The sequence below is a fragment of the Ruegeria sp. YTSC199 genome (assembly GCF_059609725.1).
In genome coordinates, this window is sequence record NZ_JBXWMF010000005.1 from 25,066 (window position 1) to 48,529 (window position 23,464).

The 23,464-nt window shown below is 59.2% G+C and carries 24 protein-coding genes; 10 read left to right on the forward strand and 14 right to left on the reverse strand.

Annotated features, from left to right (window positions below):
• The first annotated feature begins 11 nt into the window (after positions 1-11).
• The 5 genes from AC2FEE_RS05960 (at position 12) to infC (ending at position 4,481) form a co-directional block, all read left to right on the forward strand.
• The gene (locus AC2FEE_RS05960; RefSeq protein ID WP_496863729.1) at positions 12-1,676 is read left to right on the forward strand and encodes a nitrite/sulfite reductase; all 1,665 of its coding nucleotides are present in this window, start codon (positions 12-14) and stop codon (positions 1,674-1,676) included.
• Entirely contained in the window at positions 1,666-2,427 is a 762-nt protein-coding gene (locus tag AC2FEE_RS05965) for a phosphoadenylyl-sulfate reductase (protein ID WP_496863730.1), read from the forward strand. Before AC2FEE_RS05960 ends, AC2FEE_RS05965 begins: the two co-directional genes overlap by 11 nt.
• Positions 2,424-2,831, forward strand: coding sequence for a DUF934 domain-containing protein (locus tag AC2FEE_RS05970; RefSeq protein ID WP_496863731.1), 408 nt, complete (start codon positions 2,424-2,426; stop codon positions 2,829-2,831). Before AC2FEE_RS05965 ends, AC2FEE_RS05970 begins: the two co-directional genes overlap by 4 nt.
• Positions 2,832-2,939: 108 nt before the next feature.
• Positions 2,940-3,773, forward strand: coding sequence for a ferredoxin--NADP reductase (locus AC2FEE_RS05975; protein ID WP_480590720.1), 834 nt, complete (start codon positions 2,940-2,942; stop codon positions 3,771-3,773).
• A 246-nt stretch (positions 3,774-4,019) separates the two neighbouring features.
• On the forward strand, positions 4,020-4,481 hold the full coding sequence (gene infC, locus AC2FEE_RS05980; protein WP_496864022.1) for a translation initiation factor IF-3: 462 nt from the start codon (positions 4,020-4,022) through the stop codon (positions 4,479-4,481).
• Positions 4,482-4,543: 62 nt separating this feature from the next.
• On the opposite strand, the gene AC2FEE_RS05985 is transcribed toward infC, so the two are convergent.
• Both AC2FEE_RS05985 and AC2FEE_RS05990 read right to left on the reverse strand, forming a co-directional pair.
• Positions 4,544-5,860 (reverse strand): aspartate aminotransferase family protein, encoded by a 1,317-nt coding sequence (locus AC2FEE_RS05985; protein WP_496863732.1) that lies wholly within the window; start codon positions 5,858-5,860, stop codon positions 4,544-4,546.
• Complete coding sequence (locus AC2FEE_RS05990; protein WP_496863733.1) at positions 5,857-6,636, reverse strand: beta-keto acid cleavage family enzyme; 780 nt, start codon at positions 6,634-6,636, stop codon at positions 5,857-5,859. Before AC2FEE_RS05990 ends, AC2FEE_RS05985 begins: the two co-directional genes overlap by 4 nt.
• An 87-nt stretch (positions 6,637-6,723) precedes the next feature.
• Here AC2FEE_RS05990 and AC2FEE_RS05995 point away from each other — a divergent pair, with 87 nt between their 5' ends.
• Positions 6,724-7,623, forward strand: a complete 900-nt coding sequence (locus AC2FEE_RS05995; RefSeq protein ID WP_496863734.1) for a MurR/RpiR family transcriptional regulator — start codon at positions 6,724-6,726, stop codon at positions 7,621-7,623.
• Between the two features lie 43 nt (positions 7,624-7,666).
• Here the strand turns inward: AC2FEE_RS05995 and AC2FEE_RS06000 are convergent, their stop codons facing one another.
• From AC2FEE_RS06000 to AC2FEE_RS06020, 5 genes are all read right to left on the reverse strand, one after another.
• Positions 7,667-8,458 carry an FAD binding domain-containing protein gene (locus tag AC2FEE_RS06000; RefSeq protein WP_496863735.1) on the reverse strand — a complete coding sequence of 264 codons (792 nt, stop codon included), beginning with the start codon at positions 8,456-8,458 and terminating at the stop codon, positions 7,667-7,669.
• Positions 8,459-8,552: 94 nt separating this feature from the next.
• The gene (locus AC2FEE_RS06005; RefSeq protein WP_496863736.1) at positions 8,553-10,913 is read right to left on the reverse strand and encodes a xanthine dehydrogenase family protein molybdopterin-binding subunit; all 2,361 of its coding nucleotides are present in this window, start codon (positions 10,911-10,913) and stop codon (positions 8,553-8,555) included.
• An 80-nt stretch (positions 10,914-10,993) separates the two neighbouring features.
• On the reverse strand, positions 10,994-11,479 hold the full coding sequence (locus tag AC2FEE_RS06010) for a (2Fe-2S)-binding protein (RefSeq protein ID WP_496863737.1): 486 nt from the start codon (positions 11,477-11,479) through the stop codon (positions 10,994-10,996).
• Positions 11,480-11,630: 151 nt separating this feature from the next.
• Positions 11,631-12,632, reverse strand: coding sequence for a molybdopterin-binding protein (locus AC2FEE_RS06015; RefSeq protein ID WP_496863738.1), 1,002 nt, complete (start codon positions 12,630-12,632; stop codon positions 11,631-11,633).
• Positions 12,629-13,597: an XdhC family protein gene (locus AC2FEE_RS06020; RefSeq protein ID WP_496863739.1), complete on the reverse strand. Its 969-nt coding sequence runs from the start codon at positions 13,595-13,597 to the stop codon at positions 12,629-12,631. The genes AC2FEE_RS06015 and AC2FEE_RS06020 overlap by 4 nt, the downstream gene beginning before the upstream one ends.
• A gap of 235 nt (positions 13,598-13,832) precedes the next feature.
• Between AC2FEE_RS06020 and AC2FEE_RS06025 the strand changes: the two genes are divergently transcribed.
• Positions 13,833-14,336 carry a hypothetical protein gene (locus tag AC2FEE_RS06025; RefSeq protein WP_496863740.1) on the forward strand — a complete coding sequence of 168 codons (504 nt, stop codon included), beginning with the start codon at positions 13,833-13,835 and terminating at the stop codon, positions 14,334-14,336.
• Here AC2FEE_RS06025 and AC2FEE_RS06030 read toward each other — a convergent pair whose 3' ends face one another.
• From AC2FEE_RS06030 to AC2FEE_RS06040, 3 genes are read right to left on the reverse strand one after another with little or no spacing between them, the layout of a single operon-like run.
• Positions 14,337-15,593, reverse strand: coding sequence for a vWA domain-containing protein (locus AC2FEE_RS06030; RefSeq protein ID WP_496863741.1), 1,257 nt, complete (start codon positions 15,591-15,593; stop codon positions 14,337-14,339).
• Between the two features lie 58 nt (positions 15,594-15,651).
• Positions 15,652-16,044, reverse strand: a complete 393-nt coding sequence (locus tag AC2FEE_RS06035; RefSeq protein ID WP_496863743.1) for an ADP-ribosylation/crystallin J1 — start codon at positions 16,042-16,044, stop codon at positions 15,652-15,654.
• Entirely contained in the window at positions 16,041-16,949 is a 909-nt protein-coding gene (locus AC2FEE_RS06040; protein WP_496863744.1) for an AAA family ATPase, read from the reverse strand. Before AC2FEE_RS06040 ends, AC2FEE_RS06035 begins: the two co-directional genes overlap by 4 nt.
• A gap of 134 nt (positions 16,950-17,083) precedes the next feature.
• Here AC2FEE_RS06040 and pyrC point away from each other — a divergent pair, with 134 nt between their 5' ends.
• Positions 17,084-18,121, forward strand: coding sequence for a dihydroorotase (gene pyrC, locus AC2FEE_RS06045; RefSeq protein WP_496864024.1), 1,038 nt, complete (start codon positions 17,084-17,086; stop codon positions 18,119-18,121).
• Here pyrC and AC2FEE_RS06050 read toward each other — a convergent pair.
• Complete coding sequence (locus tag AC2FEE_RS06050) at positions 18,118-19,413, reverse strand: MmgE/PrpD family protein (protein ID WP_496863745.1); 1,296 nt, start codon at positions 19,411-19,413, stop codon at positions 18,118-18,120. The two genes, pyrC and AC2FEE_RS06050, sit on opposite strands and share 4 nt — an antisense overlap.
• Positions 19,414-19,450: 37 nt before the next feature.
• Positions 19,451-19,897 (reverse strand): type II toxin-antitoxin system RatA family toxin, encoded by a 447-nt coding sequence (locus AC2FEE_RS06055; RefSeq protein WP_496863747.1) that lies wholly within the window; start codon positions 19,895-19,897, stop codon positions 19,451-19,453.
• A 72-nt stretch (positions 19,898-19,969) separates the two neighbouring features.
• Between AC2FEE_RS06055 and hpt the strand changes: the two genes are divergently transcribed.
• The gene (gene hpt / locus AC2FEE_RS06060; protein WP_496863749.1) at positions 19,970-20,512 is read left to right on the forward strand and encodes a hypoxanthine phosphoribosyltransferase; all 543 of its coding nucleotides are present in this window, start codon (positions 19,970-19,972) and stop codon (positions 20,510-20,512) included.
• Here the strand turns inward: hpt and AC2FEE_RS06065 are convergent.
• Together AC2FEE_RS06065 and lipA are read right to left on the reverse strand one after the other, a co-directional pair.
• Positions 20,499-21,656 carry an amidohydrolase gene (locus AC2FEE_RS06065; protein ID WP_496863750.1) on the reverse strand — a complete coding sequence of 386 codons (1,158 nt, stop codon included), beginning with the start codon at positions 21,654-21,656 and terminating at the stop codon, positions 20,499-20,501. The genes hpt and AC2FEE_RS06065 overlap by 14 nt on opposite strands.
• Complete coding sequence (lipA, locus tag AC2FEE_RS06070; protein WP_496863752.1) at positions 21,653-22,603, reverse strand: lipoyl synthase; 951 nt, start codon at positions 22,601-22,603, stop codon at positions 21,653-21,655. The genes AC2FEE_RS06065 and lipA overlap by 4 nt, the downstream gene beginning before the upstream one ends.
• A 262-nt stretch (positions 22,604-22,865) precedes the next feature.
• On the opposite strand from lipA, the gene AC2FEE_RS06075 reads away from it, so the two are divergent.
• On the forward strand, positions 22,866-23,414 hold the full coding sequence (locus tag AC2FEE_RS06075; protein WP_496863754.1) for a peroxiredoxin: 549 nt from the start codon (positions 22,866-22,868) through the stop codon (positions 23,412-23,414).
• Positions 23,415-23,464 lie beyond the last annotated feature (50 nt).

Sequence of the window (23,464 nt, forward strand, 5' to 3'; positions counted from 1 at the left end):
GACAGCTAATCATGTATCGCTACTCCGAGTTCGACACCGCATTTTTGGCAGAACGTAACGCGCAGTTCCGCGCGCAGGTCGAGCGCCGCATTGACGGCTCGCTGACCGAAGACGAATTCAAACCCCTGCGCCTGATGAATGGCCTGTATCTGCAGTTGCATGCATACATGCTGCGGGTCGCCATTCCTTATGGCACGCTGAACAGCGCGCAGATGCGTCAGTTGGCTCTGCTGGCTGAAAAGTGGGACAAGGGCTATGGCCACTTTACCACCCGTCAGAACATCCAGTACAACTGGCCGAAGCTGAAAGACGTGCCGGACATGCTGGACGCGCTGGCCGAGGTCGGCATGCACGCCATTCAGACCTCGGGCAACACTATCCGTAACGTGACCGCCGACCATTTCGCCGGTGCCGCTGCGGATGAGGTCGCCGATCCGCGCCCCTATGCTGAACTGCTGCGCCAGTGGTCGACCGACCACCCGGAATTCCAGTTCATGCCGCGTAAGTTCAAGATCGCAATCACCGGTTCGGAAGACGACCGTGCCGTGATCAAGGCGCATGATATCGGCCTGCAACTGGTCGAGCGTGACGGCGTTCTGGGTGCTCGCGTCATCGTTGGGGGCGGTTTGGGCCGTACACCGATGATCGGCAAGGAACTGTCTGATTTCGTCGCGTTTGACGACCTGCTGGCTTACCTCGAAGCTACCGTTTCCGTCTGGAACCAGATCGGTCGCCGCGACAACAAGTACAAAGCGCGCATCAAAATCACCGTGCATGAGCATGGCATCGACGCTATCCGTGCCAAGGTAAACGAGCGCTTCCTGAAAGTTCGCCCGCAATTCAAGGGCGCAGACATGAACCTATTGGAAGAGATCAAGGGCCACTTCGCCCCGCCAACTTTCCGTGAAGGTTCGGTTGCTTCGTTCGAAGGCGCTTACACCAACGATCCAGTCTTCCGCTCGTGGGTCGACACCAACATTGCGCCGCACAAGAATGCTGACCACGCGATCGTCACGATCTCGATCAAAAAGCACGGCCAGACACCGGGCGATGCAACTGCCGAGCAAATGCGCGTGATGGCCGATCTGGCCGAAGAGTTCGCCTATGACGAACTGCGCATCAGCCATGAGCAGAACGTGATCCTGCCGCATGTTCACAAATCGGACCTGCCCGCAATCCACGCGAAGCTGAAGGAATACGAACTGGCCACCGCCAATATCGGCCTGATCAGCGATATCATCGCCTGCCCTGGCATGGACTATTGCGCGCTGGCGACCGCCCGCTCGATCCCGGTGGCTCAGGAAATCGCGACCCGCTTCGAAGACCTGAAGCTGGAGCATGATATCGGCCACCTTAAGATCAAGATCTCGGGCTGCATCAACGCATGTGGTCACCACCATGTCGGCCATATCGGTATTCTGGGTCTGGACCGCGCCGGCGTCGAAAACTATCAAATCACTCTGGGTGGCGACGGTACCGAGACGGCTGCCATCGGCGATCGCACCGGTCCGGGCTTTGCCTATGACGAGATTGTGCCCGCAGTGGAACGCATCGTCGACACGTACCTGGAGCAACGCGAAAGCAGCGAGGAAACTTTCCTGCAGACCTATCGTCGGGTAGGCATGGCGCCGTTCAAGGCGGCGCTCTACCCCGAGGCGCAGGCCAATGCCGCTTGACCTGATCCAAACGGAACTGGGCAAAGACCGAAGCGAACTAACCGAAAAGGTCGAGGCGCTTAACGCCCAGTTCCGCCACCACAGCGCCCATGACGTCATGCATGGCGCATTGGAGGAGATCGAAGAGCTTGCTCTGGTCTCCAGCTTTGGTGCGGAATCGGTTGTGTTGCTGCACATGGCGGCGGTGGTCAACAAGATGACCCCGGTGCTGTTTGTGGACACGCAGATGCTGTTCACCGAAACGCTGGAATACCAGCAGGAGGTCAGCGAACGTCTGGGCCTGAAAAATGTTCACGTCATCCGCGCCGATGATGAAGACTTGCAGCGCGACGACCCCTATGGCGCGCTGCGTCTGCGGGACATGGATGCGTGCTGCAATCTGCGTAAGACCTTCCCGCTGCAGCGGGCTCTGGCTGGGTATGACGGCTGGATCACAGGTCGCAAACGGTTCCAGTCCGGCACTCGCGCCACGCTCGACTTCTTTGAGGTCGAGGACGGCACAGGCCGGATCAAGGTCAACCCGCTGGCTCATTGGGCGCCCGAGGACGTGCGCGCCTATATGGACGAAAACAACCTGCCCCGGCACCCGCTGGTGGCCAAAGGATACCCTTCGATCGGCTGTGCGCCCTGCACCTCGCCGGTCAAAGAGGGCGAAGACCCCCGCGCCGGACGCTGGCGCGATCAGAACAAAGAAGAATGCGGCATACATTTTGTCGATGGCAAGATGGTGCGCGCCGGAGAGAAAACATGAACGTAATCGTATCGGATACGGGGTTTGCCCCTGATGACTGGACCGACGGATTTGTGACGCTGGAAGACGCAGCCAACGATGTGGTCGCGCTGGATGTGGCCTCGGACATTGACCCGGATGAGCTGATTGACCGCCTGGGCAATGCCCAGATGGTGCGCGTGGACTTTCCGTCCTCAGCCGATGGTCGTGGCTTTACAATCGCACGTGTACTGCGCCTGAAAGGTTATACCGGCCGTTTACGCGCCAAAGGGCACATTCTGGCAGATCAATATGCCATGGCGCGCCGCAGCGGATTTGACGAAGTCGAGATCGACGATGCTCTGGCCGCCCGTCAACCGGAAGATCAATGGCTAGCCCGCGCCAACTGGAAAGACCACAGCTATCAGGCCCGCCTGCGCGGCTAAGACCGACAACAGCCAGCTTAAATTAAGGAAAGGGGCAATCTGTCCCTTTTCCTGATGTGGATCAAAGCTTAAACGGAGATGTCGGTTTAGCAGACCGGCAGTGAAACGATGACAGAGATGAAGCCCGTGACCGAAGCAACCGCCGTAAAGGCCCCCGTCCTGCCCGACGCCCAGACCGTAACGGACGTCAAACACTGGACCGACAGCCTGTTCTCCTTCAAGGTCTCGCGCCCTGCGTCCTTGCGGTTCCGCTCGGGCGAGTTCGTGATGATCGGTCTGCTGGGCGACAACGGCAAACCGCTGTTGCGCGCCTATTCGATTGCCTCGCCGTCTTGGGACGAAGAGCTGGAGTTCTACTCGATCAAGGTGCAGGACGGCCCATTGACCTCGAAACTCCAGCACATCAAGCCGGGCGATCAGATCATCCTGCGCCCCAAGCCCGTTGGCACGCTGGTCCACGACGCCTTGCTGCCCGGCAAACGCCTGTGGTTCTTCGCCACTGGTACCGGCTTTGCGCCCTTCGCTTCGCTGCTGCGCGAGCCGCAGACCTATGAGGATTATGACGAGGTCATCATCACCCACACCTGCCGCGAAGTGGCGGAGCTGGAATATGGCCGTCAGTTGATCGATAGCATCCGCCAGGATGAAATGTTGGCCGAACTGATGGGTGAAGGCTTTGCCGACAAGATCCGCTATTACCCGACCACCACACGGGAAGACAGCCCCAAGATGGGCCGCATCACCAACCTGCTGAAAGACGGCACCGTATTTGCCGATCTGGGCATAGAGGGCGGCATCAAGCCGGAAACCGACCGCGCCATGGTCTGCGGTTCACTGGCCTTCAACCTAGACATCAAGGCCATACTGGAAGAGTTCGGTCTGCGCGAAGGTGCCAATTCCGAGCCCAAGGAATTCGTGATCGAAAAAGCCTTTGTCGGCTGATAAATTCGCGCGGGCCACTGGAATGGCCACGGCTCGCGCATAAACCTGCTGTTAAACCTGATTAATTGAGCCCTTTCGGCAAGGTTGGCGCTTGAATCAGGACGCGCAGCAGTCTAAATTCCGGGCTCGAATTTCTGCAATTATCAAAGGAATGAACCCATAGCCCGCAGACCTCACAACGCGCCGCCGCAGAGAGACACTGGCCCGCGCGTCAATGAAAAGATCCGTGCCCCCGAAATTCGCCTGATCGGCGCCGAAGGTGAAAACGTCGGGGTGGTTCATCCCGCCAAAGCAATGCAGATGGCCGCCGATGTCGGACTTGATTTGGTTGAAATCTCGCCCAATGCGAACCCGCCCGTCTGCAAGATCATGGATTTCGGCAAGTTCAAATACGAACAGCAGAAACGCGAAAGCGAAGCCCGCAAGAAACAAAAAATCATTGAAGTGAAAGAGGTCAAATTCCGACCCAACACCGACACCCATGACTATGACGTCAAAATGCGGAACGTGTTCAAGTTTTTGGAAAACGGTGACAAGGTCAAAGTTACCCTGCGCTTCCGTGGTCGTGAAATGGCGCACCAAAATCTGGGCCGCGAGTTGTTGGAACGCGTAGCCGAGGACATAAAGGATCTGGGTAAGATCGAAAACATGCCCAAGATGGAAGGCCGTCAGATGATCATGATGATCGGGCCGCTGCCGCAGAAATAGGGTCCATAATACCCCAAGATTCAAAGCCCCCTCAAGTGAGGGGGCTTTTCTTTTCTGGTCTGCTAAATCACAGCTGATATTGCCTTGCTCAGCTTGCCAACCAACTCGTCAATCTGCGCCTCTTCGATGATGAACGGTGGCGCCAGCAAGATGTGATCGCCCAACCGTCCGTCGCGGGTGCCTGACATCGGGTAACAGATCAGTCCTTCGGCCAATGCGGCCTTTTTGATCTTACCCGCCAATCCGAGTGCTGGATCGAACGGCGATTTGGTGTCCCGATCCGCGACCAATTCGATCCCGCGGAACAAGCCACGCCCCCGAATATCCCCGACATTCGGATGCTGGCCCAACGCGGCCTCAAGCACCGATTGCAGTTTTTCACCCATGACACCTGCCCGTGCGGGTAATTCGCGCTCTGTCAGTTCGCGCACAACGGCCAAGGCTGCAGCCGTGGCGACCGGGTGCCCGATATAAGTATGACCGTGCTGAAAGAATCCCGACCCATCGCAGATCGCTTCGTAAATCCTGCTTGTGCACATCATCGCCCCGATCGGTTGGTATCCGGCCCCCAACCCTTTGGCGATACACAGAATGTCCGGGGCCACCCCGTCATGATCACAGGCAAACAGATGCCCGGTACGTCCCATTCCGCACATCACCTCATCCAGGATCAGCAGCACGCCATACCGGTCGCAGATTTCACGGATGCGTTTGAAATACCCCTCGACCGCAGGTACCGCGCCCAGAGTCGCACCGACAACCGGTTCCGCCATGAAGGTCATCACGGTCTCAGGACCCAGCCGCAGGATTTCGGCCTCCAGTTCATTTGCCACGCGCTGTCCATAGTCATGGCTGTCTTCATTGTCCGGTTTTTCCGCATATTCATAGCAAGACGCGATATGTGTCATGTCGATCAACATCGGCGCGAATTGCGCCCGCCGCCATGCGTTCCCTCCAGCCGACAAGGCGCCCAGAGTATTGCCGTGGTAACTCTGCCGCCGGGCAATCACGTGCCGCCGCTCGGGCTGACCAATCTCCAGGTAATACTGCCGCGCAAGTTTGATTGCCGCCTCTGTCGCCTCGGACCCGCCGGAAACGAAATACACACGATCCAGATCGCCCGGAGCCTGCTCGACCAGCAAATCCGCCAGCGCTTCAGCGGGTTCCGACGTCATGAACCCCGTATGCGCAAAGGCGATTTTCTCTACCTGCTCCTGTACCGCCCGGATTACCGCCGGGTTGGAATGGCCTAGGCAGGACACGGCGGCGTCACCGCAATCCAGGTACCGACGGCCTTGTGCATCGATCAGATAGCACCCGTCTCCCCCTGCGGCGACCGGCAGGTCTGATTTCGTGTGACGTGGGAATACGTGGCTCATTCGACTGTCCCTTCCAACATGGCAACAAGCGCCGTCACCGACGCGGCATTGTCTTTCCAGAGTTTTCCGTTTTGATCGGTCAGGCTGTTTTCAAAGCCAACCCGAACATCTCCGCCCCGCCGGGCTGCATACGCCAGACAAGCATGTTCCTGCGCACCAAAGGCACAAACCATCCAAGGTGATGGGGCTTGGGGAAACTGATCCAAATCCTGAGGTGAGGATTGCTGACCTGACGTGTACCGCCCCAGAACCAAAATACGATCCACCTGACCATCCCGCACAATCCCGGCTTTTTGCCACTGTGTCAGCAAGGCGGCGTCATCCGGGTCGTACAGGATATGCTGAACCCGCGTTCCCTGTTCGGCGCACAACTCATACACTCGTGGTGCCAATTCGGGCGCCCGCGAGATTTCCCGGACAGACACCGAAGCCCAATCCGGCCGCACCTTTTCAAGACAGGCGAACTGGGCGGAAACCTCGAACATGCCGGCAGCCTCGGTCGTGATCTGAATATCCATCTTCGGAACGACCCGACGCAGTTCGGCCATCGTTTCAAGGTATTGACCCGCGTCCAGCGAGTGCCGCCCCTGCTTGTCCCGAACATGCAGATGCAGCCCATGCGCCCCGACCTTGAAACAGGCGCGCGCCGTGTCCGCTATCTGATCAATCGAGATCGGCAATTCCACGTGATCTGAAGCCCCCCGCCGCGCACCATTTGGGGCGACCATCACATAGGGGCGTCGGGAAGATTCGTTATCTATTCTCGTGTCTGACATGCTCATACCTCGGGTAACACTTGCCATCTAAAACGGTGCGTGACGTTTTTTACTTGTTATTTTCATAACATTTGTTTTTCTTTTCCGATGGAATACGCACCTAACCAGATCACTGACCGCCTGCGTCAGGATATCGAACGGATGCCATCGGCCCTGCAGGCCGCCGCCAAGTACGTCATCGACCATCCCGGAGATTTCGGTCTGGACCCGATCCGTACAACGGCCACCCGGATCGGCGTCAGTTCGAATGTTCTGGTCCGGCTTGCGCAGCGCATGGGATTTGACAGTTTCGAAGCCTTCCGCACCCCGTTCCGCAACGCCTTGGTCACGGATCGGGAAGGCGAACTGGGTCAGGATTGGCTGAACACGCTACAATCCGAGGACGCCTTCAGTAACATCCAGTCCAAACTGGCCCAGAATGAGCAAAACGTGGTCACCCGGTCCTTGCGCCTGATGAAGCCCGACAAGACACGCAAGGCCATCCAGCATATTACGACATCCCGCAGGTGTTTCGTCACCGCGACACGCGCAAGCTACGCGCTGGCGTACTACTTCTCCTATACCGGCCGCATGGCGCACCCGGGCATCCAACTGGTGCCGCGTCATATCGGGTCAGCCGCCGATGATCTATTGGATGCCGATCAACAGGACTGCCTGGTCGCAATCACCGTCCACCCTTATTCCGCGGACACCATCCAATCGATGCGGTTCGCGAAACAAAGAGGGTTGCGCCTGATCCTGATCTCAGACAGCGACGTGATCGCCCCGGGGGTCGAGCCCGACGTCGCCTTTACCGTCAGCACCCGCGCCCTGTACCCGTTTTCCTGTTTCACCGGAGCGATGGCCGTTCTGGAATGCCTGCTGGGCCACCTCTTCGATGCCGGAGGCGACGCGGCCCGACAGCGGATCGAAGCCTATCAAAAGGCGCGTGAGGACACCGGGGCCTATTGGCAACCCGCCAAACCGCCAAGACTGCGCCGCACGTAAACAGCCCCGGCCATTGACCGGGGCTTTTCTCAGTCACTGAGTCTCATAAACAGGCTTCGACGGCCCGTTTGGTCATGATGCCGACAAGATGCGCACGGTATTCCTTGCTGCCATGCAGATCAGCGATCATGTTGGCCGGGTTGATGCGCAAATCCATCAACGCATCCGCACGGAACTCTTTGTTTAGTGCTTCTTCCGCCTCGGACCAACGGAACACACCGTCTTCGCTTGCACCGGTGACAGCAACACGCACGCCATTGGCAAACTTCGCCACGTAGGCACCCACAAGGGCAAACCGTGAGGCCGGCTGCAGGAACTTCTGATAACTCGCCGCGTTCGGCACCGGGAACCGGATCGAAGTGACGATCTCCCCCTCGTCCAGCGCGGTGGAGAACATACCCTCAAAGAAGTCGTCCGCCGCGATCTGCCGTGCGTTGGTGACGACGGTCGCGCCCGAACCCAACACAGCGGCCGGATAACAGGCCGCCGGATCGTTATTGGCAATCGACCCGCCAATGGTACCCCGGTTGCGTACCGCGGGATCACCGATCTGACCCGCCAGCGCCGCAAGGGCCGGATAGCTGCTGGCCGCATCGGAGGCGACGGTCGCATGGGTCGTCGCCCCGCCAACGGCCACCGAGCCGTCATCCTCGACGCATACGCCCTGCATCTCGGCGATTCCGCCCAGAGACACCAGTTTGGTTGGCGCCGCCAGCCGCTGCTTCAGCGTCGGGATCAGGGTTTGTCCGCCCCCTAGCGCTTGCGCTTCCTCGGACCCCAAAGCGGCAACCGCGTCCGCAATGGTCGAGGGTTTCTCAAACTCGAAATTGTACATTTCGTCTTCCTTTCCGAAAGGCAATCTGATGCCCTTCATCTTTTTGGAAATACTCCGGGTAGCGCGAGGGGCCGGCCCCTCGCACCCCAACCACTCAGCTGTTCATCGCCGCCCAGACGCGCGACGGGCTCACTGGCATGTCGATGTGATCGACCGCCTTACCGCCAGAGTTCAGCGCATCCAGCACCGCATTGACCACCGCTGGCGGTGAACCAATCGCTCCGGCTTCGCCACAGCCCTTCACGCCCAACGGGTTGTGAGTGCAGGGCGTCTGGCTGGAATGGTCTACACCATAGAACGGCACATCATCGGCGCGCGGCATCGCATAGTCCATGTAGGACGCGCTCAGCAGCTGGCCGTTCTCGTCATAGGCGCAGTTCTCAAGCAAAGCCTGACCAATGCCCTGACCAATACCGCCATGTACCTGACCATCCACGATCATCGGATTGACGATATTGCCAAAGTCATCGGCTGCAGTGAAGGCCTCGATGGTGACCTGACCAGTCTCGGGGTCAACTTCAACCTCGCAAGCATAGGCCCCAGCGGGGAAGGTAAAGTTGGCCGGGTCGTAGAAGGCGGTCTCCTCCAGCCCCGGCTCAACCTCCAACGGATAGTTGTGCGGTACATAAGCGGTCAGGGTTACATCGCCCCAGGCCACCGACTTGTCAGTTCCTGCCACGCTGAACTGGCCGTCCTTCAGCTCGATATCCGCCTCGGACGCCTCCAACAGATGCGCTGCGATCCGCTTGGCCTTCTCGATCACCTTCTCTGTCGCTTTGACCATGGCCGAGCCACAAACCGCCAGCGATCGCGAGCCATAAGTGCCCATGCCAAACGGGATCTTCGAGGTATCGCCATGCACGATTTCGACCATCGACTCGTCGATACCGATCATGTCGGCCACGACCTGCGGGAAGGCGGTTTCATGCCCCTGCCCGTGGCTGTGCGCGCCGACCATGACGCTGATCGAGCCGGTGGCGTTTACCCGCACCGTCGCGGCATCATAAAGGCCAGCGCGGGCCCCCAGCATGCCAACGATGTTTGAAGGCGCGATGCCGCAGGCCTCAATATAGCAGTTGACGCCCAGACCGCGCAGCTTTCCGTTGGCTTCACTTGCGGCACGGCGTGCAGCAAAGCCTGCCAGATCGGCGGCGGCCTCCAGCTTGTCCATTGTCCCGTTGTAATCCCCGGTGTCATAGGTCAGCGCCACCGGCGTGTCATAGGGAAACTGGGTGACAAAGTTCTGACGACGCAGGGCAATCGGGTCGACGCCCAGTTCGCGCGCGGCTTTGTCCACGACGCGCTCTAGCTGGAAGGTCGCCTCGGGTCGGCCCGCACCACGATAGGCGTCCACCGGCACTGTATTCGTGAACATCGCCTTCACATTCACCTGAATGACCGGCGTCTTGTAGTTGCCCGCCATCAGCGTGCCATGCAGCCAGGTCGGTACCGAACTGGAGAAGGTAGACAGATACGCGCCCAGATTGGCATAAGTGTTGGTGCGCAGGCCGATGAAGTTGTTGTCTGCATCCAGCGCCAGTTCGATCTTGCTGACATGGTCGCGGCCATGGGCATCGGACATGAACGCCTCTGACCGACTGGATGTCCACTTGACCGGGCGATTGCAGGCCTTGGCGGCAAAGGTGCAGAACGCCTCTTCCGCATAGTGGAAGATCTTGGTGCCGAAGCCGCCGCCCACATCCGGAGCCACCACGCGCACCTTGTGTTCGGGCAGGCCCAGAACAAAGGCACACATCAACAGCCGGATCACATGCGGGTTCTGCGACGTTGTAAACAGCGTGTATTCATCCGTGCCGCGCTTGTACTCACCCACCGCCACGCGTGGTTCCATCGGGTTGGCGACCAGGCGGTTGTTGACCAGATCCAGAGTCGTTACGTGCGCCGCATTGGCAAAGACCTCATTCACCTTGGTGTCGTCGGTCTCACCCAATTGCCAGTCATAACAGATGTTGTTCTTCAGATCGTCATGGACCAGCGTCGCTCCATCCTGCGCGGCGGCCTTCATGTCGATCACGGCGGGCAGTTCCTCGATATCCACATCGATCGCCTCGGCCGCGTCGCGGGCCTGTTCCAGACTATTGGCCACAACTGCGGCGATCGGATCGCCCACATGGCGCACTTTACCCTGCGCTAGTATTGGATGCGGCGGCTCCTGCATTGGTGCGCCATGCTTGTCGGTTACCTCCCAGCCGCAGGGCATCCCGCCTACGCCCTCGAAGTCCTTGCCGGTGAAAACCTTGACCACGCCCGGCATGCCTTCCGCCGCCGAAGTGTCGACGGTTTTGATCCGGCCATGCGCAATGTCGGACCGCAGAAAATGCACATAGGCCTGGCCATGTACGTTAATGTCGTCGGTGTAATTGCCTGCTCCGGTCAGAAAGCGCAAGTCCTCGCGCCGCTTGGAACTGGCTCCGATGCCACTGTCTTTGGGCATTGCTTGTTCTCCTCCCATAAACGGGTGCTGATGCACCCTATGTCATCCCACGGGCCTCTCCTCTTACGCCCGCAGTGGCATCATTCGGCAGCGATGCTGCTGACGTCCTGACCGGAAGCGGCCATGATCGCCTTGACGATGTTGTGATAGCCGGTGCAGCGACACAGGTTGCCTTCCAGGTACTTACGGATTTCGGCCTCGGTCGGGCGAGGGTTGTCTTTCAGCAGCGCCGCAGCGCTCATCACCATGCCAGGCGTGCAAAAGCCGCATTGCAGACCGTGATGATCCTGAAACGCCTGCTGGATCACGTTCAGCGAACCATCGGTGTTCGCTTGCCCCTCGATGGTGCCAACCTCGGCCCCATCAGCCTCAAGCGCCAGCATGTTGCAGGATTTGACCGCCTCACCGTTCACGTGCACCACGCACGCGCCACATTGCGCGGTATCGCAGCCCACATGTGTTCCGGTCAGCGACAGGTGATCACGCAGAAAGCTGGACAGCAGTGTCCGGCCCTCGACATCACCGCTCACGGATTCCCCGTTCACGGTCATTGAGACCTGTGTCATATGTTCCTCCCAAAATGAAACTCTCCCTGCGCCGAGTTAAACACGGGAGTTTTTGTTTGAGAACAAAAATATTATGCGACTGTTTTGGTCGGTCACTCGGCCAAACGCCAACATCTATATCGTTGAACCGGAAAGGCAAATAACCGCTGTGCTATCCCTTGCGCCCTGCCCTTGGCTGCGGTCGCGTCGGGATTTCCTTGAGCAGCCCGCCGACCCCCATCGCCGCAATGTCCGCGCCGGTCGTTTCGATACCGCAGGCCACGCGCGACAGGACCCAATCCGCCCCATTCAACGCAGGAGACCGCGCGCATCCCGGCAGTCCGATCACCGGACGTTCGCCCAGAGCCCCAAGAAACAGCAGGTTCCCCGGATCAACCGGCATTCCGAAACGATCCACCTGCCCACCTGCGGCGCGAACCGCCTCAGGGGCCACATCTGACACATCCGAGGTGGCCGAGCCGGTCAGGATCATCAACACATCGCCCTGCGTTTCCCTGATTGCCGACGCAAGCGCCTCTGTCTGGTGCGGTACAACCCGCACATCGGCCAGTTCCAATCCCAAGGCTTCCACACGTCCCTGAATAGCGGCGATGCCCTTCTCGTTCGGTGGCCCGCCGGGAATGTCGGTGACAACCAGCCCGGCATTTCGGTATACGGGCGTGGCAAGGCGGATCGCGCCCTTCGCCAGTCGTGACACTTCAAGAACGTCTTCCCCGGGAACGGCGTAGGAAATCACCTTGATCGTCGCAACCATGCCGCCTGCACTCATCTGCTGGAGTTGCGGCACGGTGGCCACGGTGATCATCGGGTTGACCTGATTGAACGCCTCAAGTGCGGCAACATCCAGCATCGCAACCCCAGGCCCCTCTGCCAAGAGGTTCACCCGACCGGTAAACGGTTGTGTTATCCGCAAGGCGGCTGCATTGGGATTAGGCACCAGCGCATCGGCCAGCATCCCGGCTGCCCTGTCTTCGTGGCAATCTCCGGGATCCAGCCGGGCGACTGTGATCGAACTGTACCCGGCTGCGACCAATGCCTCCTGATGCTCGGCCGTCAGCAAGAGGCCCTTACGCAGTTTGGTCTCTCCGGCCTTTACGGAGTGCGCCAGTATCGCTCCGGCGGCCTGATCAACAGGAACTGGACCGAACTTCACGCTTTACCCCGCAATACGGCTGTCATTTGCGCAAGTATGGACACTGCGATTTCCGAAGGGTCCGCAGCGCCGATGTCCAGACCAATCGGCCCGTGGATGCGCGAAATCTGTTCATCAGTGAAACCGGCCTCTTTCATCCGCGCCACCCTTTTGGCATGGGTCCGTGTCGAACCCAATGCGCCGATATAGAAAACTCCGGCCCGCAGTGCGAATTGCAAAGCCGGGTCATCCAGCTTGGGGTCATGGGTCAACAATACCACCGCGGTCCGTGCGTCCATCCCCAGCTTGGCAACGGCTTCATCTGGCCAATCGGTCAGGATCGTCTCACCGGGAAAGCGCGCGCTGGATGCAAAGGCGTCGCGCGGGTCAATGATGGCCGGATCGTATCCGGCGATCCGCGCCATTGGCACCAAAGCTTGCGCAATATGAACCGCACCAACGATGATTAGCCGCAACGGCGGGTTGTGCACCGCAACGAAGGTTTGGCCGTCTTCTTCAAATCCGGATCGATCCATGCGCAGCCGGTCCGCATAAGCATTGTATCGCAGAGCGCGTTGACCGGTTTCGATATTCACCTCATAGGCCACGGCCTGCCGCCGTGCGCGGGACTCGACCAGTTCCCGCAGCATGGGTTCGGGCAGCACCTTGCCCACGGGTTCGACCAGAACGCGGATGGTGCCACCGCAGGCCAGCCCCACGGCAAAGGCATCCTCGTCGCTGACGCCGAATTCCAACAGCCGCGCCTCGCCCTCATCGATCGCTTCAAGCGCCTCGACCACGACCGCGCCTTCGACGCAACCGCCCGAAACCGACCCTTCGATACGACCGTCACCCCCAATAACCAGCTGAGCCCCTACACGCCGCGGCGCGCTACCCCAGGTCTCGACCACCGTGGCCAATGCGACAGGTTTTCCATCGCGGTACCAGCGCAGGGCCGTTTCGGGGCTGTTGTCGAATCTGTCCATTGCACCCTCCCGGAGTGTTCAGCCCCAACATAGGCAGGTTTGGCGGGATGAAAAGGAACCCATGCCTCGACGCGTAATGAGCAGCCCCCAAAAAATCGGAGCTTCGGCACGAAGAAGCGCGATTTCCCCCAGCTTAAGCAAAGGATTGATTGTCAGCAGCCCTGATTCTAGCCTACACGCGCAACTGGTGCATTCCAGTATGCGCATATTAATTTTACACAAGGGAGACAGAGAGTTGAAACGCATTTTTACACTCGGAATGGCAATTGGACTAATGGCGTCGACCGCAGTTAGCGCGGACACTTTCCTGCGTTACGGCGAAGTCGAGGGATGGAAGGTCTTCATCGACCAGGACAAGAAGTCCTGCCTGATCGAGGCGGTAGACGACGCTGAAAACGTGGTTCAGATGGGGCTGACCGAAGACCGCAGCGTTGGCTATGTGGGTGTGTTCACCAAGGCCAAGACAGACATCAAACGCGGCGAGAAAGAGGCCGTGGCAATCCTGCTGGGCGACAACATCTATCTGGGCGAAGCCACCGGCATGAAGGGTAACATAACCAAAGGTTATTCCGGCGGTTATGTTCTGTCCGACGACCCTCAGTTCGCCGAGGACATCGCCAAGCAGAAGGTCATGGTCGTGTTCCCCGAGAAGGAATTTGCCTTCACAGTCGATCTGACCGGCACCTACAAGGCCATGGAAATGGCGCGCAAGTGTAACGAAGAACAGGTGGGTGGCTAATCACTCCGAAAGCGCGGTCATCAGCCGCGCTTTCTCTCCTACGTCGTCGGGTTGTGAAATGACGGCAGCGAGATCCTTCAAAGATGCAATTGAATGGCCCGCGCGAAAACTGTCCACGTGCGGCAGCATCGCCGCCACACCCTGCGCCTTGGGCGCGAATCCGTCCCAACGCAACAGCGGATTGAGCCAGATCAGACGGCGCGCCGAGAGATGTAGCCGCTCCATCTCTTTCCCCAAAGCCGCGGGATCGCCCCGGTCCAGCCCGTCCGAGATCACCAGCACCACTGCCCCTTGCCCCATGACCCGGCGCGACCAGTCGCGGTTGAACGCGTGCAGGCACTCTCCGATCCGAGTGCCGCCCTCCCAATCTTGCGCCTCCGCACCGGCAGCGGCCAGAGCGGCATCCACGTCGCGCTGCTGCAAGTGACGGGTAATATTGGTTAGGCGCGTGCCGAAGGTGAAGGCATGAACCTTTGCCCAACCAGCGCCCTTGGCGTTCGAAACCGAGTGCAGGAAATGCAGGATGATCCGGCTGTACTGGCTCATCGACCCTGAGATATCGCAAAGCACCACGAGGTTGGGCCAACGCGGTTTGGGCTTCAGGCGCGCGATATCGCGCAGTTCACCGCCCTGACGCATCGCGGCGCGCAGGGTTCGAGCGCGGTCGATCCGATGCCCCAGATGGCTGGCCTGCCCGCGCCGCGATGCGATGGGTTTTACCGGTAACGTCAACCGCGCCAGCATACGCTTGGCCTGTGCGATCTCGGCCGTGCTCATCTGTTCAAAATCCAGACTGCGCAGCCGTTCCTCGGAGGACGCGGTTTGCGAGGCGTCAATCTCCAGCTCGGTCTCTTCTTCCTGCTCGACCGCCTCGGGCAGATCGCGTTCGACCCCGTCCAGCAACGCCTCGGCCGCGCGTTTTTCGGCAGGGTCGGCCATGCGTTCCTCCTGCACGCCACGGATGGCGGGCAGCATCATGGACATCATGTGCTCCATGTAGCGTGGGTCGCGCCAGTACATGCGGAAGACCTGCGCGAACACCGTCCGATGCTCGGGGCGGCTGACGAAACAGGCGTGGAGCGTCCAGTAGAAATCTCGCTTTTCCGTGAACCCGGCGGCCCGCACGGCCCGAATAGCATCAACAACCCGCCCCGTTCCGATAGGCAATCCAGCCTTGCGCAAGGCCCGCGCGAAATGGGTGATGTTCTGCGCGAGTTTGGGGTTGTCGGGAATGTCCAGTGGGAGTTGTTCTGCCATCAGGTTTTATGGGGGCGCTGCCCCCAATCCCCCGGAGTGTTTTCCAACAGCCCCAGCATCAGATACCGGCGGCAGACAGAGTATGCTGTGTCATCGATACGCGTTGGCCATTCCTGCAGCAAGCCACCACTCGGAATCGACCGTGAATTTGAGTGTTGAACCACTTCAGGTCTTCGGCAGGAACCCAGAGTTCTGTGTGCGCCTTTTCCCCGGAATCCTGAACTGGATATCTTTGCACGGCGTTCTGGCCGACTTTGAACTCGGTCACGAAGCCGTAGTTTTCCGGTTCAGGCAGCACCGAATTCCAGCCCCGCGCAATCTTCTTTGAACGGTCATAGGTAGTAACCGGATAAAAGATTGGCTGATCGGGCAACCGGAGTGGCCAGGAAGTCCAACCGCTTTCTTTCACCAACTTCAGTTCTTTAGCCCCGGTTGAGCGAAAAAATGTCATGCGACATCCAATTCAGCTTTGGCCTCGTCAAGAATCCGTTTCGCCTCGGATCCCTGCAGTTTCTGGATGTCGTCCTGGTATTTCAGAATCGCGCCCAGCGTGTCGCCGATCACTTCGGGGCTGAGGTTGATCACGTCCAGCGCCAGTAGGCATTTAGCCCAGTCGATGGTTTCAGCCACGCCGGGTTTCTTGAACAGGTCCTCGGTACGCAGGTGCTGAACAAAGGCCACCACCTCTCGACTGAGTGCCTCGGCGGCTTCAGGGGCGCGGGCGTGCAGGATTTCGATCTCGCGGTCAAAATCTGGATAGTCGACCCAGTGATACAGGCAGCGGCGCTTCAGCGCGTCGTGCACCTCGCGCGTGCGGTTCGAAGTGACAATGACGATGGGCGGTTCCGGGGCTGTAACGGTGCCCAGTTCGGGAATGGTCACCTGAAAATCGCTGAGCGCCTCAAGCAAGAAAGCCTCGAAGGGTTCGTCGGTACGGTCCAGTTCGTCGATCAACAGGACCGGTGCGCCGTTTTCATCCGGACGCATGGCCTGAAGCAAAGGGCGCTCAATCAGGTACTCGTCCGAGAACAGTTCGGATTGCAGCGCGCCACGATCCGCGCCACCTGACGCTTCAGCCGTACGGATTGCCACCATCTGCGCCGGGAAGTTCCATTCATACACAGCCGAAGACGCATCCAGCCCCTCGTAGCATTGAAGCCGGATCAGGCGCCGGTTCAACCCTGCGGCCAGTGCTTTTGCGATCTCGGTTTTGCCGACACCCGCCTCACCCTCCAAAAACAGAGGGCGGCCAAGTTTCAGCGACAGGAAGACTACGGTGGCCAGCGCCCGCCCGCAGACATAACCCTGCGCGCCCAGCATTTTCCGAACCGCATCAATGGTGTCTGGCTGTGTCATCTGCAATTCTCCCTCGGCACAACAGGTCACGGCAGCGCGCGCGCGTCAAGACCATGGCCTTTCCGGGACTTACGGCGATCCGGCGCGTTGACAAGGTCTTTTCCGGCGGCGACCTGTGTGATAGCGGAGGCGCCATGACCGAAAGCATCACGATCCGCCGCCCCGACGACTGGCATCTGCACCTGCGCGATGGCGCAATGTTGCAGGCCGTCCTGCCCGAAACCGCGCGCCATTTTGCCCGCGCGATCATCATGCCCAACCTTGTACCGCCCGTCGTACGCGGCGATCAGGCCGCTGCCTATCGCGACCGGATCATGGCCGCGCTGCCCGAAGACATGGCTTTCGAGCCATTGATGACACTGTACCTAACCGAGGATACAGATCCGGACGATGTAGCCGCGGCCCATGCCAGCGGACTGGTTAAGGCGGTCAAGCTCTATCCGGCGGGTGCGACAACCAACTCGGCCTCGGGCGTTCGGGATTTCGACAAGGTGCGTCCGGTGCTGGAAAAGATGGCCGAGATCGGTCTGCCAATGTGTGTCCACGGCGAGATCACCGACGCAGAGATCGACATCTTCGACCGTGAAGCAGTGTTCATCGACCGCGTTCTGGACCCGATCCGCAAGGCGACACCGGGCCTGCGCGTGGTGATGGAGCACATCACGACCGCCAACGGTGTGGACTACGTGAAGGCCAACGAAACCGATCTGGGCGCGACCATCACTGCCCACCATCTGATCATTAACCGCAACCACATTCTGGTTGGCGGCATCAAACCGCACTATTACTGCCTGCCCGTCGCCAAGCGCGAAGAGCACCGGCTGGCACTGCTGGCCGCTGCTACATCGGGCGACGCGCGGTATTTTCTGGGCACCGACAGTGCACCGCACACGGATGACAACAAGGAAATGGCATGTGGCTGTGCCGGGTGCTTCACGGCGACAAACACCATGTCTCTGGTGGCTGAGATGTTTGATCATGAAAACGCGATGGACAAGCTGGAAGGTTTCGTTTCGCTGAACGGCCCGGCCTTCTACCGCCTGCCAATGAACGAGGACACAATCACCCTGACTAAGGGCGAGCCGGTCGTTTACCCAGGCAAGATCGAAACCGGAGATGGTCCGGTAACCGTCTTTGACCCGGGCTTCCCGCTGCACTGGCGCGTGGTCTAACCCGCCAGTCTTGCAGCCAGATCGCGGGCGCGACCACCGGTGCGCAGCATCGACCAGATCGTGTCCGCTTCTTCAACACCGATCAACTTGGTGGCCTTCCCACGAACTCGGTCTTCACGGTCCGACAAGCTCATCGGGGCCATCAGGTCATGCGTCGCCTCAAGTCGGGCACCGTCACGGCGCAACAGGGTCAGGTGTGCCTGCGTTTCCGACAGGGAGTCATCTGCCACGACTGACACCCGGTCCCGCAGGGACTTAACCCGCGGGTCTGCGCCAATCTTGTCCGTGTAGCTGCCCGGCAGCGCCGTGTCATATCCAAGCGCCTGCATGGCGATCACCGTCCGGTACGAGAATTTGGCCCCCAAACCGGTGGTAGGAGACATCTGATTGCACACACTCATCCAACGCGGATGGGTCTTGATCTTGATTTCGGCCACCTCGGGTTCTGCGATGTCCAGATCACGCGCGGCCTCAAGCGCCGCATGCAGGCCATGGCAGCAGGCGTGGAACTTGTGGCTGACGCTTTCGAACAACCACTCCTCGCCCAGCCCGGCCAAAGCGGTCGGCGCATCACCCTCACCACTGTGTGTCGCACCAAACCCGTAAAGCCCCTCCAACGCCTCCGCGTTGGGATCGAAGCCCTTTTCGACCAGCAAGGCTGCTTCCACCCCGGCTGAGGCCGCAAGACCCGCGTTATACGGTTTGCCCATCGTGCCGAATTGGGCCTTGAGCCCTGCCGCACGAGTCGTCGTCAGACCTAACACTTTGCGCATCTGCTCGGCGTCAAAGCCCAGAATGCGGCCCGCTGCAACGGCTGCACCAAACGCACCCGCCGTCGCGGTTTGGTGAAACCCCGCCTGATAGTGGTCGCGCCCGAGCCACAGGCCCATGCGGATCGAAACTTCCATCCCCACAAGCGCAGCCTCGAGAAAATCAACGAGAATGCGGTCGTCCCATTCACTCAACGCCAATGCGGCGGGCAATACAGCAACCGAGGGGTGCCCGATATGGGCGAAATGGGTGTCGTCATAGTCCAGTGCGTGCGACACGGTGCCGTTCACCAAAGCCGCACCGCGCACCGGAGCAGCGCCGCCGCCAAACAGATGCGCCTGTGCCTTGCCGTCCTCGCTCAGCACCAGATCACGCACGGCTTTTGATACCGGCTCCTCGACCCCGGCGCGTCCCACGGTGATCCAGTCCAGAACGGACAGAGAGGTGACGACTCGCGTCTGCAATGTCGTCTCGATAGACCCAGCTGCGAACGCAGCCAGAGAAGTGGAAAAATCGCTCATGGGCGCAGTTTAGCGTGCGCCGTTTACGGGTAAAGACCTAGCTGTACAAATCCGCGGCACGGCTCTCGAACGCCTGAACGATGCGGTGCATGGCCTCGTTGAAGACGACACCAATGATGCCCTGCAGGATGGCGTTCTTGAATTCGAAGTCAACGTGGAAGGATACGTTGCAGCCCCCTTCGAACGCGTCCTCGAACTGCCAGTCGGACTTCATGTATTTGAAGGGGCCGTCCAAATACTCGGTGTCGATCTTCATCTGATCCGGGAAGAGTGTCACCCGGCTGCCGAAACGTTCGCGGAACACCTTGAAGGAAATGACCAGATCCGCCTCCATCACCTGCGCCTCACCGGCGGCATAGGTCCGGCGGATACGAGCGGCTGCGCACCAGGGCAGAAACTCGGGGTATTTCGCCACATCCGCGATCAGGTCGTACATCTGCTGCGCCGTGTACGGCAGGTGGCGGGTTTCCGAATGAGTAGGCATGGCGTCCGGTTTTAACAGGTGACAATGGCGCGTGATTTCGTATGTTGCGCGCCAAAGATCAAGGGGGCAGCGATGAGCGACCGTGCATATGTGATAGATGAGATGATCTCGGCCAAGGCCATTGCTGCCCGGATCGAGGAACTTTGCCGCGAAATCAGTACCGAATTCGCCGACACCGACAAGCTGGTGGTGGTTGGCCTGCTGCGTGGCAGTTTCGTCTTCATCGCAGACCTCGTACGTGAACTGGATCTGCCGATCGAGGTGGATTTCCTTGAGGCGTCTTCCTATGGAGATTCGATGGAGAGTAGCCGGGAAGTTCGCATTCTCAAGGACTTGCGCGGCGCAATTGAAGGGCGCGATGTATTGGTGGTCGAGGATATCGTCGACACCGGACACACGCTGAACCACGTGACCAAGCTGATGCGCAGCCGTAAACCCGCGCGGCTGAGATCCATCGCCCTGTTGGATAAGCCCAGTCGGCGCGAGGTTGATTTCCGGTCAGATTGGATCGGGTTCGAAATTCCGGACGAATTTGTCGTAGGGTATGGAATCGACTACGCGCAGCGCAATCGCAACTTACCTTTCATCGGCAAGGTGCGCTTTACCGAGGACTAAGCGGGCCCAACACCTGTTGAATCGCTGCCAGGAATATCCCGGTTCCGACCGGGATCAGGGCATCCGGGAAATCGTAATCCGGGTTGTGTAATTGTGGGTGATCCACCCCCGAGCCAAGCCAGAACATCGCGGACTTGGCGCCGTTGCCGAACTGCCCGAAATCTTCCGAGAACTTCTGCGGGCTGGACGTCAACGCGCAGGGCACGCCTGTTTCGATACAAGACTGGCTGAGGATATCGACAGCCTCGGGCGCGTTCACGCAAGCTTCAAAAACATCCTCATAGCTGATCTCAAAACCCAACCCCTGATCCAATGCAGCCCGCGCTACCAACGCCTCTGCCTCGTTCATCAGGTCCTGCATCCGCGCGTCCGCGACGGTGCGCAGGGTCACCCATAATTCGGCCTGCCCAGGGGCGACGCCAAAGGTCGACTCTCCCAAGTTTGCATGTGTCACCGTCGTCAGGGCAAAGTCGGCGTCCAATGAACCACCCTTTCCCAACCCCGCCAATTGCGGCATCAGGGACGCCAGCGCGCCCGCTGGAGATATCCCATCCTGTGGCGCTGCCGCGTGTGACGTCTTGCCTGTCAAAACAATCTTCATCCCGCGCGAAGCACAATTGGCAGGTCCTTCACACAGCAAAACTTCACCCTGGGTCAATCCCGGCAAGTTGTGCAGAGAAAACACAAAGTCAGGCGCGATTTCCGCGAATTTTGGGTCAGCGCGAAATGCGATGGCCCCTTGCCCGGTTTCCTCGGCCGGTTGGAAAATCAAAACCACACGGCCTGTTTGCGGGCGGGTGTGAACCAGATGCTCGGCCACACCCAGAACCATCGTCATGTGGCCATCATGCCCACACAGATGCCCCTTGCCCGGAGAGCGCGAGGCATAAGCCGCGTCAGAGATTTCCAGAATCGGCAATCCATCCAACTCGCACCGAATAGCAACGGTTGGACCGGCTTGACGGCCGTCGAAGACGCCCGCCACACCATGCCCGCCGATACACGTCAGTACCTGATCGGCACCACGGGCGCGCAACTCATCTGCGATCCGGGCAGCGGTTTGTTCCTCCTGCCCGGAAACCTCAGGAAATTGATGCAATTCTTGGCGCAGTCGGGTCAGCCGGGCGATTGTATCTGGTGTCACCCTTGCTCCAGCTTTTTCTGACGGGCATCGCGCAAACGGGCAAAATCGTCGCCCGCGTGATAGGACGACCGCGTCAGAGGCGTTGCAGACACCATCAGGAATCCCTTGCCAAAGGCCGCTTTTTCGTAAGACGCGAACTCTTCGGGCGTGACAAAGCGATCAACGCCGTGGTGTTTTGGCGTCGGCTGCAGATATTGGCCAATGGTCAGGAAATCGATATCGGCGGCGCGCATGTCATCCATGACCTGCCGGACCTGCTGTTCGTCTTCCCCCAGGCCGACCATGATACCCGATTTGGTAAAGATCGACGGGTCCATTTCCTTGACCCGCTGCAACAGGCGCAGCGAGTGGAAATAGCGCGCACCGGGGCGCACTTCGAGATACAGGCCGGGGACGGTTTCGAGGTTGTGGTTGAACACGTCCGGCTTGGCCTCGACCACAACTTCCAACACCGATGGATCGCATTTCAGAAAATCCGGCGTCAGAATTTCAATTGTCGTCTTCGGCGAGCGATGACGCACGGCGCGGATGGTCTGGGCAAAATGCTCCGCCCCACCATCTTTCAAATCATCCCGGTCCACCGAGGTGATGACCACGTGGTTCAACCCCAGTTTCTGCACCGCATGCGCCACCCGCCCGGGTTCGAACGCATCCAGATCGTCGGGGCGACCAGTCGCAATGTTGCAGAAGGTACAGCCACGAGTACAGATCTCGCCCATGATCATCATGGTGGCGTGACCCTGGCTCCAACACTCACCGACATTCGGGCATCCGGCTTCTTCGCAGACGGTCACGAGGTTGTTCTCGCGCATGATCTTGTGGGTATCGGCATACCCTTTCCCACCCGGAGCCTTCACGCGAATCCATTTCGGCTTCTTCGGCTGCGCATTGTCCTGGCGATGCGCCTTTTCGGGATGACGTTGTTCGGGGATCTTCAGATCACGCACGGTCGGCTTTCCTGACTTTGGGTCACTTTGCTTCGACATAATATAAACCGCAGCGCTTAGCTACGCCACCCGTGCATAGCTGCCATAACAGCGCACTATGCATTTGCAGAAAATCCGAACAAATCTAGACAAACATCCATTGAAAACAGCGCATTTTGCGGCGTGCGCCAGAATTCGCACTTGCCGCAATAATGGCGTTGAAGCCAATTTAGAACTGTTTTAAATCATCGGCAGTTCACACATGAATCACAGGAACTTGAGCATGAAATCCGGTACCAGACTGCCTGACGTAACCTTTCACACCCGCGTCCGTGACGAGGCCGTCGAAGGCCCCAACCCGTTCCGTTGGGAAGATAAGACAACCGCAGATTACTTTGCCGGCAAACGGGTGATCCTGTTTTCGCTACCCGGTGCGTTCACCCCCACGTGTTCGACCTACCAGTTGCCCGGTTTTGAAAACGGTTATGCCGATTTCAAAGAAAATGGCATCGACGAGATTTATTGCATGTCCGTAAATGACAGCTTTGTCATGAACAAATGGGCGCAGGATCAAGGCCTGGATAACGTCAAGGTCATCCCGGACGGTTCGGGCGAGTTCACCCGCAAGATGGGTATGCTGGTCGACAAGGACAACCTGGGCTTTGGTATGCGCTCGTGGCGCTATGCCGCCATCGTCAACAACGGTGTGGTCGAGGCATGGTTCGAAGAGCCCGGATTGATGGACAACTGCCCCGAAGACCCCTATGGCGCCTCGTCGCCGGAAAACCTGAAAAAGCACCTGGACGAAGCCAAGGAACCGGCTCTGGCCTAAGCCTTTAAGCGATCCAAAGCAAAAAAGACCCGCCATCGGCGGGTCTTTTC